Annotated in this window: 15 protein-coding genes and 4 tRNA genes; 5 read left to right on the plus strand and 14 right to left on the minus strand. The window is 64.6% G+C overall.

Going from position 1 to position 17,301, the window contains the following annotated elements:
* Positions 1 to 102 precede the first annotated feature (102 nt).
* Entirely contained in the window at positions 103 to 966 is an 864-nt protein-coding gene (locus GV001_RS14845; protein WP_160081166.1) for a LysR substrate-binding domain-containing protein, read from the plus strand.
* Between the two features lie 293 nt (positions 967 to 1,259).
* Here GV001_RS14845 and GV001_RS14850 read toward each other — a convergent pair whose 3' ends face one another.
* The 5 genes from GV001_RS14850 to GV001_RS14870 all read right to left on the minus strand — a co-directional run bounded on the left by GV001_RS14850 (position 1,260) and on the right by GV001_RS14870 (position 7,967).
* Complete coding sequence (locus GV001_RS14850) at positions 1,260 to 4,328, minus strand: efflux RND transporter permease subunit (protein ID WP_160081168.1); 3,069 nt, start codon at positions 4,326 to 4,328, stop codon at positions 1,260 to 1,262.
* Positions 4,325 to 5,350 carry an efflux RND transporter periplasmic adaptor subunit gene (locus GV001_RS14855; RefSeq protein ID WP_160081170.1) on the minus strand — a complete coding sequence of 342 codons (1,026 nt, stop codon included), beginning with the start codon at positions 5,348 to 5,350 and terminating at the stop codon, positions 4,325 to 4,327. The genes GV001_RS14850 and GV001_RS14855 overlap by 4 nt, the downstream gene beginning before the upstream one ends.
* Before the next feature lie 82 nt (positions 5,351 to 5,432).
* Positions 5,433 to 6,212 carry an ABC transporter permease gene (locus GV001_RS14860; RefSeq protein WP_160081172.1) on the minus strand — a complete coding sequence of 260 codons (780 nt, stop codon included), beginning with the start codon at positions 6,210 to 6,212 and terminating at the stop codon, positions 5,433 to 5,435.
* Positions 6,209 to 7,141 carry an ABC transporter ATP-binding protein gene (locus GV001_RS14865; protein ID WP_160081174.1) on the minus strand — a complete coding sequence of 311 codons (933 nt, stop codon included), beginning with the start codon at positions 7,139 to 7,141 and terminating at the stop codon, positions 6,209 to 6,211. The genes GV001_RS14860 and GV001_RS14865 overlap by 4 nt, the downstream gene beginning before the upstream one ends.
* A 151-nt stretch (positions 7,142 to 7,292) precedes the next feature.
* On the minus strand, positions 7,293 to 7,967 hold the full coding sequence (locus GV001_RS14870) for a transglutaminase family protein (protein WP_160081176.1): 675 nt from the start codon (positions 7,965 to 7,967) through the stop codon (positions 7,293 to 7,295).
* 196 nt (positions 7,968 to 8,163) lie between these two features.
* Between GV001_RS14870 and GV001_RS14875 the strand changes: the two genes are divergently transcribed.
* On the plus strand, positions 8,164 to 8,574 hold the full coding sequence (locus GV001_RS14875) for a PA2817 family protein (RefSeq protein WP_160081178.1): 411 nt from the start codon (positions 8,164 to 8,166) through the stop codon (positions 8,572 to 8,574).
* 131 nt (positions 8,575 to 8,705) lie between these two features.
* Here the strand turns inward: GV001_RS14875 and GV001_RS14880 are convergent.
* From GV001_RS14880 to GV001_RS14895, 4 genes are all read right to left on the minus strand, one after another.
* Positions 8,706 to 8,781, minus strand: a tRNA-Gly gene (locus GV001_RS14880).
* A gap of 5 nt (positions 8,782 to 8,786) precedes the next feature.
* A tRNA-Glu gene (locus GV001_RS14885) sits at positions 8,787 to 8,862 on the minus strand.
* A 106-nt stretch (positions 8,863 to 8,968) separates the two neighbouring features.
* A tRNA-Gly gene (locus GV001_RS14890) sits at positions 8,969 to 9,044 on the minus strand.
* A 4-nt stretch (positions 9,045 to 9,048) separates the two neighbouring features.
* A tRNA-Glu gene (locus tag GV001_RS14895) sits at positions 9,049 to 9,124 on the minus strand.
* Between the two features lie 219 nt (positions 9,125 to 9,343).
* Here GV001_RS14895 and GV001_RS14900 point away from each other — a divergent pair.
* Positions 9,344 to 10,111, plus strand: a complete 768-nt coding sequence (locus GV001_RS14900; RefSeq protein ID WP_160081180.1) for a hypothetical protein — start codon at positions 9,344 to 9,346, stop codon at positions 10,109 to 10,111.
* A 72-nt stretch (positions 10,112 to 10,183) separates the two neighbouring features.
* Here the strand turns inward: GV001_RS14900 and GV001_RS14905 are convergent, their stop codons facing one another.
* Together GV001_RS14905 and GV001_RS14910 are read right to left on the minus strand one after the other, a co-directional pair.
* Entirely contained in the window at positions 10,184 to 10,648 is a 465-nt protein-coding gene (locus GV001_RS14905; RefSeq protein ID WP_160083395.1) for a GAF domain-containing protein, read from the minus strand.
* A gap of 254 nt (positions 10,649 to 10,902) precedes the next feature.
* Positions 10,903 to 11,793, minus strand: a complete 891-nt coding sequence (locus GV001_RS14910) for an ATP-binding protein (protein WP_160081182.1) — start codon at positions 11,791 to 11,793, stop codon at positions 10,903 to 10,905.
* A gap of 90 nt (positions 11,794 to 11,883) precedes the next feature.
* Between GV001_RS14910 and GV001_RS14915 the strand changes: the two genes are divergently transcribed.
* Entirely contained in the window at positions 11,884 to 14,202 is a 2,319-nt protein-coding gene (locus tag GV001_RS14915) for a response regulator (protein WP_160081184.1), read from the plus strand.
* Positions 14,203 to 14,398: 196 nt separating this feature from the next.
* Here the strand turns inward: GV001_RS14915 and GV001_RS14920 are convergent, their stop codons facing one another.
* From GV001_RS14920 to msrB, 3 genes are all read right to left on the minus strand, one after another.
* Complete coding sequence (locus GV001_RS14920) at positions 14,399 to 14,866, minus strand: MarR family winged helix-turn-helix transcriptional regulator (RefSeq protein WP_160081186.1); 468 nt, start codon at positions 14,864 to 14,866, stop codon at positions 14,399 to 14,401.
* Entirely contained in the window at positions 14,863 to 15,348 is a 486-nt protein-coding gene (locus tag GV001_RS14925) for a glutathione peroxidase (protein WP_160081188.1), read from the minus strand. The genes GV001_RS14920 and GV001_RS14925 overlap by 4 nt, the downstream gene beginning before the upstream one ends.
* A 120-nt stretch (positions 15,349 to 15,468) precedes the next feature.
* Entirely contained in the window at positions 15,469 to 15,864 is a 396-nt protein-coding gene (gene msrB / locus GV001_RS14930; RefSeq protein ID WP_160081190.1) for a peptide-methionine (R)-S-oxide reductase MsrB, read from the minus strand.
* A 178-nt stretch (positions 15,865 to 16,042) separates the two neighbouring features.
* Here msrB and GV001_RS14935 point away from each other — a divergent pair, with 178 nt between their 5' ends.
* Complete coding sequence (locus tag GV001_RS14935) at positions 16,043 to 17,254, plus strand: pyridoxal phosphate-dependent aminotransferase (protein WP_160081192.1); 1,212 nt, start codon at positions 16,043 to 16,045, stop codon at positions 17,252 to 17,254.
* Positions 17,255 to 17,301 lie beyond the last annotated feature (47 nt).

Consider the following 17,301-nt stretch of genomic DNA (forward strand, 5'->3'; position numbering starts at 1 on the left):
CTGAAAACCGCGAATGCGGTGATGGCTTGCATGCTAGGCCTGTAAAAAAGCCACAACAAACGATAGATTTTGCGCAATCCTGATTAGCTGGACTTATCAATTATGCTTAAGCACTGGCCTCCCCTCAACGCCCTGCGCGGCTTCGAAGCCGCCGCCCGCCTGGGCAGTTTCCACAAGGCCGCCGAGGAGCTGCACCTCACCCAGTCGGCGATCAGCCAGCAGATCCGCAGCCTGGAAAGCTTCCTCGAACAGCCGCTGTTCTTCAGAAACGGCCGTAGCGTGGCGCTGACCGATGCCGGCTTCGACCTGCTCAGCACCACCCAGGCGCTGCTGCAGCAACTGGCCGTGGGCATCCGCCGCCTGGAGCAGTACCGCAAGCCCAACCAGCTGGTGGTCAACACCACGCCGGCCTTCGCCCGCCACTGGCTGGTTCCACAGCTGGGCGACTTCCACCGCCGCCATCCGGACGTCGACCTGTGGCTGTTCACCAGCGACGAAGTGCCGGACATGGCCACCCAGACCATCGACATCGCCGTGCGCGACGACCTCAGCGCCCAGGCCGAATGCAGCTTCCGCGTGCTGCTGGAGGACCGCCTCTATCCGGCCTGCCACCCCAGCCTGCTGGCCACCCCGGCGGACGGACGCACCACCCTGCATGGCGAGCGCGAGATGGACTGGGCCCACTGGCAGGTGCAGGGCGGTGCGGATGTCGGCCAGCGCAGCCAGGGCCTGAACTTCTCCGACCCCGGCCTGCTGCTGGACGCCGCCAGCGGAGGCCTGGGCATTGCCCTGGTCAGCGAGCTGCTGGCCAGCCCGGCGCGGGCGCAAGGCCTGCTGCAGCCACTCAGCGAACAACGGGTACGTGGCCCACGCTGGGCCTGGCTGGTGCACCGTGACAGCGAGGGTGGCCCCCTGACCCGCAGCTTTTGTCTCTGGCTTGCTAATGCCTTAGATCGTTCCGAGTGAGCCTGCAAAGAAGATTGGTGGCAAAAAATTGGCTTGAATCGTCCCTGGTTTCGTAGCCACTCGATGACCGCTATTGGCCGATTCTGTTGAAAAAGTCGCTTTCTGAGAGAGCTGCTTTTCGGTGGCTCAGAAATCGCCCGATTTCGGCGTTGCTACGTAAAAACCAGGACAGCTCCGTCTTCTGAGTGAATCAGATTCCAACGTCGCTAACGGTCTTTCATGGAGAAAGATCGCGACGGGGCTTTTTCAACAGAATCGGCCGATAGCTGCCGACCGTCCAGCCTGTAAACGCCCTAAACCAACCCCACCTCACCCTGCCCCACCTCAAGCGGCTTCCAGCGCCGCAGCAGGCTGTACAGCGTCGGCACCACGAACAGGGTGAAGAAGGTGCCGACCAGCAGGCCACCGACTATGACCATGCCGATCTGCTGGCGGCTCTCGGCGCCGGCACCGCTGGCGATGGCCAACGGCAGCGAGCCGAGCACCATGGCCCCGGTGGTCATCAGGATCGGGCGCAGACGTTGCACCGCCGCCTCCATCACCGCCTCGTGCAGCGCCCTGCCCTCGCGCAGCAGGTGGTTGGCGAACTCGACGATAAGGATGCCGTGCTTGGTGATCAGGCCGATCAGGGTCACCAGGCCGACCTGCGAGTAGATGTTCAACGTGCCGCCGAACAGTTTGAGTGCCAGCAAGGCGCCGGCCATCGACAGCGGCACGCTGAGCAGGATGATCAGCGGGTCGAGGAAACTCTCGAACTGCGCGGCAAGCACCAGGTAGATGAACACCAGCGCCAGGACGAAGATCAGCGCCACGCCTGAGCTTGCGTCCTTGAAGTCGCGCGAGGTGCCGGTGTAGTCGAACTGGGTCTCGGCCGGGAAGATCGCCCGGGCCTTCTCTTCCAGGTGATCCAGCGCCTCGCCCAGGGTGTAGCCGGAGCCGACGTTGGCGGTCACCGTCACCGCGCGCAGCTGGTTGAAGTGGTTGAGCTCGCGCGGCGCCACGGTCTCGCGCACTTCGATCAGGTTGGACAGCTGCACCATGTTGTCATTGCGCCCGCGCACGTAGACGCGGTTGAGGTCTTCCGGGTTGCTGCGGTCAACGTCCTGCAGCTGCACCAGCACGTCGTACTGCTCGCCGTTCTGCTTGAAGCGGGTCACCTGGCGGCTGCCGAACAGGCTCTCCATGCTGCGGCCGATGGTGGCCACGTCGGTGCCGACCACCACCGCCTGCTCGCGGTTGACCGTGACCCTGAGCTGCGGGGTGTTGAGCTTGAGGTCGGTGTCCAGGCTCTCCAGCCCCGGATAGCCGCGCACCTCGGCCAGCAGCCGGTCGACGTACTGCTGCAGCTCGGCGTACTCCAGCGAGGAGCGGATGACGAAGTTGACCGGCTGGTTGCGCGCGCTCTGCCCCAGCGGCGGGCGGTTGATCGGGAAGGCGCGCACGCCGGGGATGTCCTGCAGCTTGGGCAGCAGTTCGTCACGGATCTCGAACTGGCTGCGTGAACGCTCGTCCCAGGCCTCCAGCTTGAGGAACGACAGGCCCTGGGCCACCGTGGGGAAGCCGACGATGACCATGTAGCGATTGGTTTCCGGCACCGCCGCGTAGGCCGCCTCCAGCTGCTCGGCGTAGCGGCTGGTGTAGCCGATGGTGGCGCCGTCCGGGCCGTTGATCGAGCCGACTATGGTGCCGGTGTCTTCGGTGGGCGCCAGTTCGCTGCGCAGACTGGTGAACAGCCCGGCGCAAAGCAGCAGGATGCCCAGCAGCACGACCAGCACCAGCCACCAGGCGCGCAGCACCCGTTCCAGGCCATGCCGGTAGCTGGTGGTGAGGTTATGCAGGAAGCCTTCGATCAGGTTGTACAGGCGGCTGTGTTGCTGCTGCGGCCGATGGGCCTTGAGCAGGTGGCCGCACATCATCGGCGACAGGGTCAGGGCGACGAAGCCGGAGACCAGCACGGCGCCGGCCAGGGTCCAGGCAAACTCGGTGAACAACTTGCCGGAGGTGCCCTGCATGAAGCCGATCGGCGCATACACCGCGGCCAGGGTCAGGGTCATGGCGATCACCGCGAAGGCGATCTCGCGGCTGCCGACGAAGGCCGCCCGCATAGGACTCATGCCCTGCTCGATATGCCGGTGGATGTTCTCCAGCACCACGATGGCGTCGTCCACCACCAGGCCGATGGCCAGCACCAGGGCCAGCAGGGTCAGGGTATTGAGGGTGAAGCCCATCAGTGCCATCAGGGCACAGGCGCCGATCAGCGACACCGGGATGGTCACCAGCGGAATCAGGGTGGCGCGCAGCGAACGGAGGAACAGGAAGATGATCAGGATGACCAGCAGCACCGCTTCCCAGATGGTGGTGTAGACGTTGCCGATCGACTCGCGGATGAACAGCGAGTTGTCGTTGGCCACCGCCATCTGCATGCCGTCCGGCAGCAGTGCGCGGACTTCCGGCAGGGCCTCATTGAGGGCGTCGGAGATTTCCAGCGGGTTGGCCGTGGCCTGCTTGACCAGGCCCACGGCCACCGCCGGCTGGCCATTGAAACGCACCACGGTGCGTTCGTCGGCCGCGCCAATTTCGGCATGGCCGACATCGGCCAGGCGCAGCAGGTAGCCGCGCGAGTCGTCGAGGATGATCTTGTTGAAGTCGTCCGGGGTCTTCAGGTCGGTTTCCGACAGCACGGAAAACTCGCGCTGCACCGACTCGATGCGCCCGGCCGGAATCTCCACGTTCTGCCGGCGCAGGGCGTCCTCCACGTCCTGCACGGTGAGGTCGTGGGCGGCCAGTTTTTCCGGGTCGAGCCAGATGCGCATGGCGTAGCTGCGCGCGCCGCGGATCTGCACCTCGGAGACGCCGGGAATGGTCTGCAGGCGATCCTGCACCACCCGCTCCAGCACGTCGGTGATCTCCATGGCGGAGAAGCGCTCGCTGGAGAAGCCCAGCCAGATCACCGGCTGGGCGTCGGCCTCGACCTTCTGCACCAGCGGCTCGCGAATCTCCTCGGGCAGCAGGCTGCGCACCCGGCCGAGGCGGTCGCGCACGTCGTTGGCGGCCTCGTCGGAGTTGCTGCCGAGGCGGAACTGCGCGGTGATCTGGGTGTTTTCCGAGCGGCTGATGGAGCTGACGAAATCCAGGCCCTCGATGCCGGACAGCACGTCCTCGATCGGCTGGGCCACCTGGGATTCCATGATCTCCGGGCTGGCGCCGGGGTAGATGACGTTGACCGTGACTATGGGCACGTCGATGTTCGGGTATTCGCGCACGGCCAGGCGCTGGTAGGCCATCAGGCCGAGCAGCACGATGATCAGCGACAGCACGCTGGCGAACACCGGCCGGCGGATGCAGATATCCGAGAGGGTCATGCGCCCTCCCCGCGCGGCACGGTACGTACCTCGCGGCCCGGCGCGACCTTCTGCCAGCCGGCGCTGATCAGCGTTTCGTCACCCTGCAGGCCTTCCACCACCTCGGCCTTGCCGCGCAGGCGCTGGCCGATGCGGATCTGCCGCCGCTCGACCTTGCCGTCCACCACCAGGTTGACGAACAGCAGCTGGCCCATGGGCATCACCGCTTCCTCGGGAATCAGCAACGCCTGCGGGCGCTCGGCGAGGATTACCGAGACCTTGACGAACTGGCCGGGCTTGAGGCGCTGGTCCTGGTTGGCGACCTGGGCGCGGATGGCCTGGCTGCGCCCCACTTCGTCCAGGCGCGGGTTGAGGGCGATGATCGCTCCCTTGAAGCGCTCGCCGGGGTAGGCATCCAGGCTCAGCTCGATGGCCTGGCCGATATGCACCTGGCTGACCGCCTTCTGCGGCACGCGGAAATCCACCTTGAGCGGGTCGAGCACTTCCAGGTTGACCAGGTCCTGGCCGGCGCTCAGGTAGTCGCCGACGCTGACCTGGCGCAGGCCGAGCACGCCGTCGTAGGGTGCGCGGATCTGCGTCTTGTCTAGGCGCGCCTGGGCCAGGGCCAGGCTGGCGCGGGCGGCCTGCTGCTGGGATTGCGCCTCGTCCTGGGCCTGGGCATTGCTGGCGCCACGCTTGAACAGCAGCTGGGTGCGCTGGAAGCTCTTTTCCGCCAGGTCCAGGTTGGCCCGGGCCTGGGCCAGTTCGGCGCGGGCAATCGCATCGTCCAGGCTGACCAGCAGCTCGCCGGCCTTGACCGCCTCGCCCTCGCGAAAATGCACGGCCGCCAGGCGCCCGCCAAGCTCGGGGCGGATCACCGTCGACTCGTCGGAGCGCAGCGAACCGAAGGTGATCAGCTCGTCACGCACCAGGCTGCGCTCCGGCTGGGTCACTTCGACCAGGGGCGCCTGCTCGGCCAGGACCGGCAGTGCCAGCAGCGAACACAGGGTGGCGAGAAAGCGGAAGCCCGCGCGCGATGTCATAAGCGACCTCTTTTTTAGATCAGAAGTCGAGTCTACCGGCGACGGCCCGCAGTGCAAGCCGCCGAAAGTGTTACGCCATGTACTACTGGCGCATGCCCCGACCACTCTGCAACAGGCGAATGCACACGACATAGAGCACGCTGCTGGCCAGCAGCATCATGCCGATGGCCACGCCGATATTGATGTCGGACACGCCGAGGATGCCGTAGCGGAAGGCGTTGACCATGTGCAGGATGGGGTTGGCCATCGACACCGTCTGCCAGAACTCCGGCAGCAGACTGATCGAGTAGAACACCCCGCCCAGGTAGGTCAGCGGCGTCAGCACGAAGGTCGGGATGATCGAGATGTCGTCGAAGTTGCGCGCGTACACGGCGTTGATAAAGCCGCCCAGTGAAAAGGTCACCGCGGTGAGGGTGATCACCAGCACGGTCACGCCCAGGTGGTGCACCGAAAGCTTCGTGAAGAACAACGACAGCAGGGTAACGATGAAGGCCACCGCTAGGCCGCGCAGCATGCCACCGACCACATAGCCGATGAGGATGGTGTGCGGCGACACCGGCGACACCAGCAGCTCCTCGATATTGCGCTGGAACTTGCTGCTGAAGAAGCTCGACACCACGTTGCTGTAGGAATTGGTGATCACCGACATCATGATCAGCCCCGGCACGATGAACTCCATGTAGCTGTACTGGCCGACATCGCCGACCTGGCTGCCGATCAGCCGGCCGAAGATGACGAAGTACAGGGCCATGGTGATCGCCGGCGGCAGCAGGGTCTGCGCCCAGATGCGGGTGAAGCGGCGCACCTCGCGGATGACGATGGTCTGCAGGGCAATCAGGTTGGAACGCAGTTCGGGACTCATTTCGCCACCTTGGCCAGGTTCTTCTCCACCAGGGAAACGAACAGTTCCTCCAGGCGGTTGCTCTTGTTGCGCAGGCTCAGCACCTCGACCTTCTGCACCGCCAGCTGGCGGAACAGTTCGGTGATGCCCAGGCTCTTCTCCACCTGCACTTCCAGGGTATGCGGATCGACCAGGGTCGCCGGATAGCCAAGCAGTTGCGGCGGCACCAGCAGCGCATCCTTGAGGTCGAGGAGGAAGGTCTCCACGTGCAGGGTCTTGAGCAGCGCCTTCATGCTGGTGTTCTCGACGATGCTGCCGTGGTCGATGATGCCGATGTGGCGACAGAGCTGCTCGGCCTCCTCCAGGTAGTGGGTGGTGAGGATGATGGTGATGCCCTGCTGGTTGAGTTCGGTGAGGAAGCTCCACATCGAGCGGCGCAGCTCGATGTCCACCCCGGCGGTGGGCTCGTCGAGGATCAGCAAGCGCGGCTGGTGCACCAGCGCGCGGGCGATCATCAGCCGGCGCTTCATGCCGCCGGAGAGCATGCGCGCGGCCACGTCGTGCTTGTCCCACAGGCCGAGCTGGTTGAGGTACTGCTCGGCGCGCTCCTTGGCCACTTTCAGCGGGATGCCGTAGTAGCCGGCCTGGGTCACGACTATGTCGAAGACCTTCTCGAACTGGCTGAAGTTGAACTCCTGCGGCACCACGCCCAGGCAGCGCTTGAGGCCGGAGGGGTCGCGATCGAGGTCGTGGCCGAACACCTCGACCGTGCCGCCGCTCTTGTTCACCAGGGTGGAGATGATGCCGATGGTGGTGGACTTGCCGGCGCCGTTGGGGCCGAGCAAGGCGAAGAAGTCGCCTTCGGCCACTTCCAGGTCGATGCCCTTGAGGGCCTGGAAGCCATTGCCGTAGGTCTTGGTCAGCTGCCGGATGGACAGGGCGGAACTCATGGGGGCTAGGTACTCAGCAAAAGAAGAAGCTTAAATAGTGGCGCACCGCAGTGATTGCAACCTGATGTTTCAGGTTAGCGGAGCCGTCGGAGCTTGCAGGAGCTGCACCCTACCCAGCCTGGGCACAAGAAAAAAGTCGCGAATGCTGATGTTAACTATCGATGGCCTGCATGGCGGCCACTTCGGCCTGCAGATCGCCACGTAGAAACGCCGAATCGGCGGTGAACAGATGCGGGTAGCAGCGCTGCAGATGGCCGAAGAACAACTCCAGCGGCAGATCGTCGAACTGCCCGTGATCGGCCAGGTACTCCATGTAGCGCTCGCCCGCATTGTTGTATGGGTGAAACAGGCTGTCCGTGCACCCGTCGAACTCCAGCGGCGCCACCTTGAATACCTTGCACAGGGCCAGATTGAACGCCGGCGTGGCCTTGACCCAGCGCCCGTCGAGCAGCAGTTCGGTGTAGCCATGCATGGCGAACACTTCGCTACGCAGAATTTCCAGCAGGCGTGGGCTGGACAGGTGATTGCGTACATCGGCCAGGCCAATACGCGCCGGGATACCGCAATGCCGGGCGCAAGCCGCCAGCAGCAGCGCCTTGGGCACGCAGTAGGACTCGCCAGCGGCCAGTGCATGGCTGGCTTTCAGGGTTTCCGGATCGCGACTGAAGCTGTAGGGGTTGTAGCGGATCTGGTCGCGCACCGCGTAATACAGGCTGACCGCCTGCTCGCGCGGCGCAAGGCTCGTGCCGCGCCAGGTTTCGGCGAACTCGACCACCAACGGGTGATCGCTGTCGATGAATCGGCCGGCTTGAAGGTAGGACTGCATGGCACGCTCCCGAGGCTTTGTCCCAGTCTATCGACGCACCGGCCCGGCGAAAGCGGCGATCCGGCCAAGCTCACCGGCCATGTCGCCATGTCGGCCGGACAGTCGCCGCCCCCATAAAGCGGCCGACCAGCAAGCCGGGACAGCAGGCGCTCGGCGCCCTATACTGCCGCGCTCGTTTTCAATCAGGATCATTGCCATGGCTGCCTCCCACCTCGACCACCACCTCGCCCTGCTCGCCCACCTGCGCGGCATTCTGGTCGCCCTGGGCGAAGCCGAACTGGTGGAAGACGATACCCACGGCCTGTTCCTCGAACGCTACGACGAACTGCTGGTGGAACTGCCGAAAGACCCGGAGAACAGCCTGTACCTGGGCCAGGACCTGATCAGCCAGATCTTCCACCGCTACCCGCAGATCGCCCACCTGGTGCCGCGCGACCTGCTGTGGTTCTTCGGCGGCGACTGCCTGCACTTCATGCCCGACGAGGAAATCGAGCTGTACCAGAACCTCGACGAGCGCCGCTACGAAGCCGAGGCCAATGGCCAGCCCTTCGACTGGACCCAAGAAAAGCAGCTGCTGGCCCTGCCGCCGGAAAGCCCCAAGCATTAATAGCGCTGCCCCGGGTCATCCGGGGCGCCAACGAAAAAGGCCCGCACGGCATGACCGGCGGGCCTTTTGGCATGACGCTGAATCGCGCACAAACAAAAACGCCGCTCGATTGAGCGGCGTTTTTGTTTATTTGGAGCGGGAAACGAGACTCGAACTCGCGACCCCGACCTTGGCAAGGTCGTGCTCTACCAACTGAGCTATTCCCGCAAATATGGCGTCCCCTAGGGGACTCGAACCCCTGTTACCGCCGTGAAAGGGCGGTGTCCTAGGCCACTAGACGAAGGGGACGTGGCCCCGGAGCTTACAACAGCTTTCCGGTGTTACCGGGCGATGTTGCCATCGACCCTCTAACGCTAATCGAAACACTGCTCCGAAAAGCAGCACTTCTTGAAACTGGAGCGGGAAACGAGACTCGAACTCGCGACCCCGACCTTGGCAAGGTCGTGCTCTACCAACTGAGCTATTCCCGCAATATGGCGTCCCCTAGGGGACTCGAACCCCTGTTACCGCCGTGAAAGGGCGGTGTCCTAGGCCACTAGACGAAGGGGACGTGGCCAGGAGCTTGTAACAGCATCCCAACTTCCAGCGAATCGGCTTTCACTAACTCGCTTAAAGTGGCGCGCATTCTATGGAGCCTTTCGAGGAGCGTCAACCCTCATTCAAAACTTTTTTTAAATCAATGACTTCGCTACTGAAGTTGATACAGCGCTATGAGCAGGGAGGCCAAGGCACTACACTCGGGGAAAACTAGCGTTCGGGAGGTTCACCGGTGTCCCCACTCGTTATCACCGCCTTGATCGTCGTCGGTATCGTGCTACTCATCGCGATCGGCTACATCAACCATATGGTGGAGAACAGCAAGCTGGAAAAAGCCCGGCGCAAGGCTGATCTCAATGACCGCGTGCGCCGCAGCCGTGATGTTTCCGAGAACATGCCGGGGCAACTGATGAGCCCGGCCCTGAAGCTCCTCCTGAGCCGCCTCGAATTGCACTACAGCGACCGCCTGCTGCCGCTGGACAAGCAGAACTCCAACCTGCGCAACCGCATCGCCGAGCTGCGCGACTGGGTCGCCAAGGGTGAGGACATCCCGGTGCGCAATGCGCCCCAGCCGATCATCAGCGAGGTGAAGGCCAAGGATGTGCGCTATCTCCTGGAGAACTTCCATGGCCTGGTAACACGCGCCGCGCAGGATGGCGCGCTGCCCGCCAACGAGGCCAAGCGCTGGATCGGCGAGATCCGCCATATCCTGGTGCAACTGCATTATGAGTTCTTCACCAACCTCGGCCAGCACTCCCTGCAGCAAGGCCAGCCCGGCCAGGCCCGCCTGGCCTACGAGCGCGGCGTGCAGTACCTGCGCAAACAGCCCGACGCGAACCGCTACAAGAGCCAGCTGCAGCAGCTGGAGCAGCTGCTGGCCAACGCCAACAGCATGGTGCTGGAAAAGGCCAAGCCGGCAGCCGACGAACACAGCGAGCTGACCGATGGCCTCAAGTCGTTCGAGGAAGACGACTGGAAGAAGAAGAACATCTACGACTGAATAAGCACGACCGTCGCCAAGCCCCCGAACAAGAAAGCCCGGCAATGCCGGGCTTTCTTGTCTGTGCGCTGCTCAGCAGTCGCTCGCCGCCAGGAAGATCTGCGCCAGGCGCTCGATCCCGGCCTGATCCTCGGCCGTGAACCGCCCCGGGCGCGGGCTATCCAGATCCAGTACGGCGATCAGTCGGCCATCCTTGACCAGCGGCACCACCAGCTCGCTGCGCGAAGCCGCGTCGCAGGCGATATGCCCGGGGAAGGCATGCACGTCATCGACCCGCTGGGTCTGCCGGCTGCTGGCCGCCGCCCCGCACACACCGCGTCCGAAAGGGATGCGCACGCAGGCCACCTTGCCCTGGAAGGGGCCCAGCACCAGTTCCTCGTCCCGATTCAGGTAGAAACCCGCCCAGTTCAGCCCCTCCAGCTCATGGAACAGAAAGGCTGCGAACTGTGAGCTGTTGGCCACGAAGTCGCGCTCGCCGGCCAGCAAGGCCTGCAGCTGCGCGGCCAGCAAGGCGTAGCCTGACTGCTCCTGGCCTATTCCGTTGAAAAACTCGGTTGAGTGAGCTGGCCGAAGCTGGTTCACTAAACCTCCATCAGCGCAGTGGAGTTCTCCACGATGATGGGACGTCAGCAGGCCGCTCAGGCCCCCGAAACAGGGGCTTTCGCCTTCAGAAATCCAGATCGATATCCTGAGAAATCACTACTCGCCCAGAGCAACCTGGCGCCAGGTCGAACGGCGCTCAATTGCGAGGCGAGTTTTTCAACGGAATAGGCCAATCTCAGCCATATCGATCATTGATCACTCCCCAGCAACTGCTGGCCGACCCAGCTGCGGGCGAACTGGTAGGCACAGCGACCATTGCGGTTGCCACGGCCGAGCGCCCAGCGAATCGCCAGGATCTCCAGCTCATGGCTCCACTGCCACTGCAGGCCGGCCTGCGCCGCCAGCACCTCAATCCAGTGGCGCACCACGGCGAGGAAATGCTCCTGGGTAAAGGGATAGAACGACAGCCACAGACCGAAACGATCGGACAGGGCAATCTTGTCTTCCACCGCCTCGCTGGGGTGCAGCTCGCCCTCGACGCGCTGCCAGTTGTCGTTGTCGCTCTCCTTCTCCGGCACCAGATGGCGGCGGTTGGAGGTGGCATACAGCAGCACGTTGTCCGGGGCGCGTTCCAGCGAGCCATCCAGCACGCTCTTCAGCACCCGGTAATCGCCCTCGCCGGCCTCGAACGACAGGTCGTCGCAGAACAGCACGAAGCGCTGCGGCAAGCCCGCCAGCTGTTCGACCACCCGCGGCAGATCGGCCAGGTAATCGCGCTCGATCTCGATCAGGCGCAGCCCGCTCTTGGCGTGTTCGGCCAGCAAGGCCCGCACCAGCGAGGACTTGCCGGTACCGCGGGCGCCCCACAGCAGCACATGGTTGGCCGGCAGGCCGCCGACGAACTGGCGGGTATTGCGCGCCAGCTGCTCGCGCTGCGTATCGATGCCGACCAAGTCGTCCAGGCTCAGGTCCAGGCTGACCTGCAACGGCTGCAGATAGCCGCCATGGCCCTCGCGAAACCAACGGGCCGCCACCGTCTGGTTCCAGTCCAGCGCCACCCGGCGCGCCGGCAACAGCGGATCGAGACGCTCCAGCACCTGCTCGGCGCGTTGTAAGAAACTGTTCAAACGGGAATCCACGACTCACTCCTCAAAAGCGCCCCTGCCGGCAGCAGGGTGCGATGGGCTATGCTTGGCTGGCGCACGGACTCAGGAACCCACCCACGATCTATGGATATATCACTCACCCACCGCCTGTCGTTCAAACAGGCCAGTCTCACGGTGCTGGTGGCATTTATCCTGGGAACCCTGCTCAGCCTGATCCAGGTCAGCCTGGATTATGCCAGCGAAGATGCCGCAATCGACCTGGAAATCAACTCGCTGCTGGAAATCAGCCACAACCCAGCCGCACGCATCGCCTACAACATCGACGCCGAACTAGCCCAGGAACTGGTGCTCGGCCTGCTGCGCTCGCCGGCGGTGATGCGCGCCGAGATCATCGACAACAGCGGCATGACCCTGGCCTCGGTGGAGCGCGCCGCGGCGCAGAGCGACTACCGCCTGTTCAGCGACTTCCTGTTCGGCAAGCGCCGCCTGTTCGTCGACCAGCTGTTCGTCAGCCACGCGCCCAACGAAGCGCTGGGCCAGCTGCGCCTGGAAGTCGACACCTTCGCCTTCGGCAGCGACTTCCTGCGCCGCGCGGTGCTGACCCTGCTCACCGGCTTCGTGCGCAGCCTGCTGCTGTCGCTGATCCTGCTGGTGCTGTTCTACGCCATGCTGACCAAGCCGCTGATCGGCGTGATCCGTGCCCTGAGCGACCGCGACCCGCGCCGCGACTTCACCCCGGTGCCCTGCCCGCCCGGCCACGAGCAGGACGAGATCGGCACCCTGGTGGCGGTGACCAACCGCCAGCTCACCAATATCCACGAGGAAATCGGCCAGCGCCGCGAGGCCGAAGACCGCCTGACCCAGTACCTGGCCGAACTGGAGAACATCGTCTCGGCACGCACCGCCGAACTGAAGGCGACCAACGCCCGCCTGACCCTGTCCAACCGCGACCTGGAGGAAGCACGCCACACGGCCCTGGATATGGCCCAGGCACGCGCCGCCTTCCTGGCCAACATGAGCCACGAGATCCGCACCCCGCTCAACGGCCTGCTCGGCATGCTGGCGCTGTCCCTGGACGGGCCGCTGAATGTGGAACAGCGCCAGCAGCTGTCGATCGCCCACGACTCGGGCAAGGTGCTGGTGGAACTGCTCAACGACATCCTCGACCTGTCCAAGTTCGAGGCCGGGCAACTGGAGCTGGAGAAGATCCCCTTCGACCTCGGCAGCCTGGTCGAAGAGACCGCCAGCCTGCTGTCGCAGAATGCCGGGCCGAATGTCGAACTGACCTGCCTGATCGACCCGCGCCTGCCGGCGCAGCTGCTCGGCGACCCGACCCGGGTACGCCAGATCGTCAGCAACCTGCTGTCCAACGCCCTCAAGTTCACCCGTTTCGGCCGTGTCGACGTGCATGTCAGCCCAAGCGCCAGCGGAGTGCGCATCCTGGTCAGCGACACCGGCATCGGCATCGCCGAGGAAGCCCAGTCACGGATCTTCCAGCCGTTCACCCAGGCCGGCGCCGGCATCACCCGCCAGTACGGTGGCACCGGCTTGGGCCTGGCCCTGACCCGGCGCCTGTGCGAGGCCATGCACGGGCGGCTCGGCGTCACCTCGCAGGAAGGCTTCGGCAGCCAGTTCTGCGCCGAGCTACCCCTGCCCAGCCATGTCGCCGCACCGGCATGGCCGAAGCTCAGCGGCCGGGTCGCGGTCTTCTGCCCGGCCAACAGCGGCCTCGTCGAGCTGCTCGGCAGCTGGCTGGGCAACTGGGGGCTGAGCATGCGCCGCTACGACAGCGATGCCAGCCTGGCCGGCCTGCAGGCCGACCTGCTGATCTGCGACAGCGCCGAACGCCTGCGCGAACTGCGCCAGGCCAGCAGCGCCCCGTTGCTGCTGGTGGCGGCCTACGGCGGCTTCATCAGCGGCGCACAGAGCAGCGAACTGGCGCCGTTCGAGCAGCTGGCCCGGCCCCTGGCCCGCAGCGCCCTGCAGCAGGCCCTGCAGCGCCTGCTACAGCCGCGCCAGGACAGCCGCGAACCCGCCGGCAGCCCGCACCTGGACAAGCTGCGCCAGGCCCACGTGCTGCTGGTGGAGGACAATCCGGTCAACCAGCTGGTGGCCAAGGGCATGCTCACCAAGCTCGGTTGCGAGGTCGCCGTCACCGCCCATGGCGGCGAGGCACTCGGCTACCTGGAGAAGCACCCGGTCGACCTGGTGCTGATGGACTGCAACATGCCGGTGATGGATGGCTACGAGGCGACCCGACGCATTCGCCAGAGCGGGCGCTGGCCGAACCTGCCGATCATCGCACTGACCGCCAACGCCCTGCCCGACGAACGCGAGCGCTGCCAGGCCGCCGGGATGAACGACTACCTGGCCAAGCCGTTCCGCCGCGAAGACCTCACCGCCCTGCTGGACAACTGGCTGCCCGTCAGCACGGCCCGCTAGCAGGCCGTTGAAAAATGTTGGCGAGGCAGCCGAGGCAAGGCAAAAACGGCCGAAAAAGCGCAGTTTACGTGTTGTAACTGAGCATTTGATTCGCTGCGCTCACCCCTTCGGGACCGTGCTAAAGCACGTTCAGCCGTTGGCTGTGAGCCTGTTTTTAACGCCACGATGGCAACGCAGGTAGTTTTTCAACGGCCAGCTAGGGCGCGCCCAGCAGCTTGAGCAGACTGCCGAGGGGCTGGCGCAGCCCCTCCAGTTCGCCGAGATCGATACCGCTTTCGCACAGCAGGCGGCGCCTGAGGGGCAGGACCCGCTCGCGCAAGTCCATGCCGGCCTGACTCAGGCGCAGGTGCACCTCGCGCTCATCGCGCGGCGAGCGCTGGCGCAGCACCAGCCCCAGCTGCTGCAGGCGCTTAAGCAGTGGCGTCAGGGTACCGGAGTCGAGCAGCAGCCGCTCGCCAAGGGCCTTGACCGTCGGCTGCGGCGGCGGGGTCGCCTGCCATTCCCACAGCACCAGCATGGCCAAGTACTGCGGATAGGTCAGGCCCAGCTCGTCGAGCATCGGCCGGTAGGCCCGGGTCACTGCGCGCGAGGCGGCGTAGAGCTTGAAACACAGCTGGTTGTCGAGCAGCAGCTGGGCGGCATCGCCGTCATCCACCGGGCTCATTGCAACAGGGCTTCGATCTCGGCGCTGAGGTCTTCCGGCTTGGTGGCGGGGGCGAAACGCTTGACCACCTGACCGTCGGCGCCGATCAGGAACTTGGTGAAATTCCACTTGATGCCCTGGCTGCCCAGCAGGCCGGGGGCCCGCTTCTTCAGCTGCACGAACAGCGGGTGGGCGTCGCTGCCATTGACGTCGATCTTCTTGAACAGCGGGAAGCTGACGCCGAAGTTCAGCTCGCAGAACTCGGAAATTGCCCCCTCGTCACCCGGCTCCTGCTTGCCGAACTGATTGCAGGGAAAGCCGAGCACGACCAGGCCCTTATCCTTGTACTGCTGCCAGACGCTTTCCAGGCCCTTGTACTGCGGGGTGAAACCACACTTGCTGGCCGTGTTGACCACCAGCACGGCCTTGCCGCCGAAATCGGCCAGGGTCTTCTGCTCGCCCTTGATGGTGGTGACCGGGATATCAAGCAACTTGTCGTGCATGGGGTGACTCTCCTTAGAGATGGGAACCGGGACAATATAGCCAGCAATTGAATTGCACACAATTCAATTGCTGAAAATAAGGCCCGTCGATCGGCGAGCCCCGGCCCGAGCGGTGCCGCGCTACTCGCGCGGCACCAGCTTGAGCGACAGCGAATTGATGCAGTAGCGCAGCCCGGTCGGCCGCGGCCCATCCGGGAACACATGACCCAGGTGGGCATCGCACTTGGCGCACTTGACCTCGACGCGCTGCATGCCGTGGCTGAAGTCGGCCTTCTCGGCGATGACTTCGCCGCTCACCGGCTGGAAATAGCTGGGCCAGCCGCTGCCGGAGTCGTACTTGGCATCCGAGTCGAACAGCGCCTCGCCGCAGCAGGCACAGTGATAGATGCCAGGCACCTTGCTGTCGTGATACTCGCCGCTGAAGGCACGCTCGGTGCCACCCAGCCGGCAGACATGGAACTGCTCGTCGGAAAGCTCGCCGCGCCAGGCTTCCAGGGGTTTCTCGATCTTTTCCATGGGGTAAGCCTCTGAGGTAGAAAAAAGCCCGACCTGTACCTTTTCCGGGCATCGGGCCGCACGTATCATGCGTCCCTCTTTGGACGCCAGTCTGGCTGCTGCGTTACAGCGCGACAAGGTACTCGTCAGCGGGACTGGCGCTGCCCGCGCGGCATTCACCTATCGGGACAACAGGATCATGCAGGTCAGCAAATCGAACAAGCTCGCCAACGTCTGTTACGACATTCGCGGGCCGGTGCTCAAGCACGCCAAGCGCCTGGAAGAGGAAGGTCACCGCATCCTCAAGCTGAATATCGGCAACCCGGCGCCGTTCGGTTTCGAAGCCCCGGAGGAAATCCTCCAGGACGTGATCCGCAACCTGCCCACCGCCCAGGGCTACAGCGACTCCAAGGGCCTGTTCAGCGCACGCAAGGCGGTGATGCAGTACTACCAGCAGAAGCAGGTGGAAGGCGTCGGCATCGAGGACATCTACCTCGGCAACGGCGTCTCCGAGCTGATCGTGATGGCCATGCAGGCGCTGCTCAACAACGGCGACGAGGTGCTGATCCCGGCTCCCGACTACCCGCTGTGGACCGCGGCCACCGCCCTGGCCGGCGGCAAGCCGGTGCATTACCTGTGCGACGAGCAGGCCGGCTGGTTCCCGGACATCGCCGACATGCGCGCCAAGATCACGCCGAACACCAAGGCCCTGGTGCTGATCAACCCGAACAACCCCACCGGTGCCGTGTACTCACGCGAAGTGCTGCTGGATATCGTCGAACTGGCGCGCCAGCACAACCTGGTGATCTTCTCCGACGAGATCTACGACAAGATCCTCTACGATGCCGCCCAGCACATCTCCACCGCATCCCTGGCTCCCGACGTGCTGTGCCTGACCTTCAACGGCCTGTCCAAGTCCTACCGCGTGGCTGGCTTCCGCTCCGGCTGGGTGGCAATTTCCGGACCCAAGCACAAGGCGCAGAGCTACATCGAAGGCATCGACATCCTGGCCAACATGCGCCTGTGCGCCAACGTGCCGAGCCAGCACGCGATCCAGACCGCGCTGGGCGGCTACCAGAGCATCAACGATCTGGTGCTGCCCAACGGCCGCCTGCTGGAACAACGCAACCGCACCTGGGAACTGCTCAACGACATCCCCGGGGTCAGCTGCGTCAAGCCGATGGGCGCGCTGTACGCCTTCCCCAAGATCGACCCCAAGGTCTGCCCGATCCACAACGACGAGAAGTTCGTCCTCGACCTGCTGCTCTCCGAGAAACTGCTGATCGTCCAGGGCACTGCCTTCAACTGGCCGTGGCCGGATCACTTCCGGGTGGTCACCCTGCCGCGCGTGGACGAGCTGGAGCAGGCCATCGGGCGGATCGGCAACTTCCTCAAGTCCTACCGTCAGTAACCGGCCCGCGGGCGGCCTGGCCGCCCGCGCCATCCAAGAGCCCGCCC

The sequence above is a fragment of the Pseudomonas sp. 8AS genome, assembly GCF_902506505.1.
Lineage (GTDB): Bacteria > Pseudomonadota > Gammaproteobacteria > Pseudomonadales > Pseudomonadaceae > Aquipseudomonas.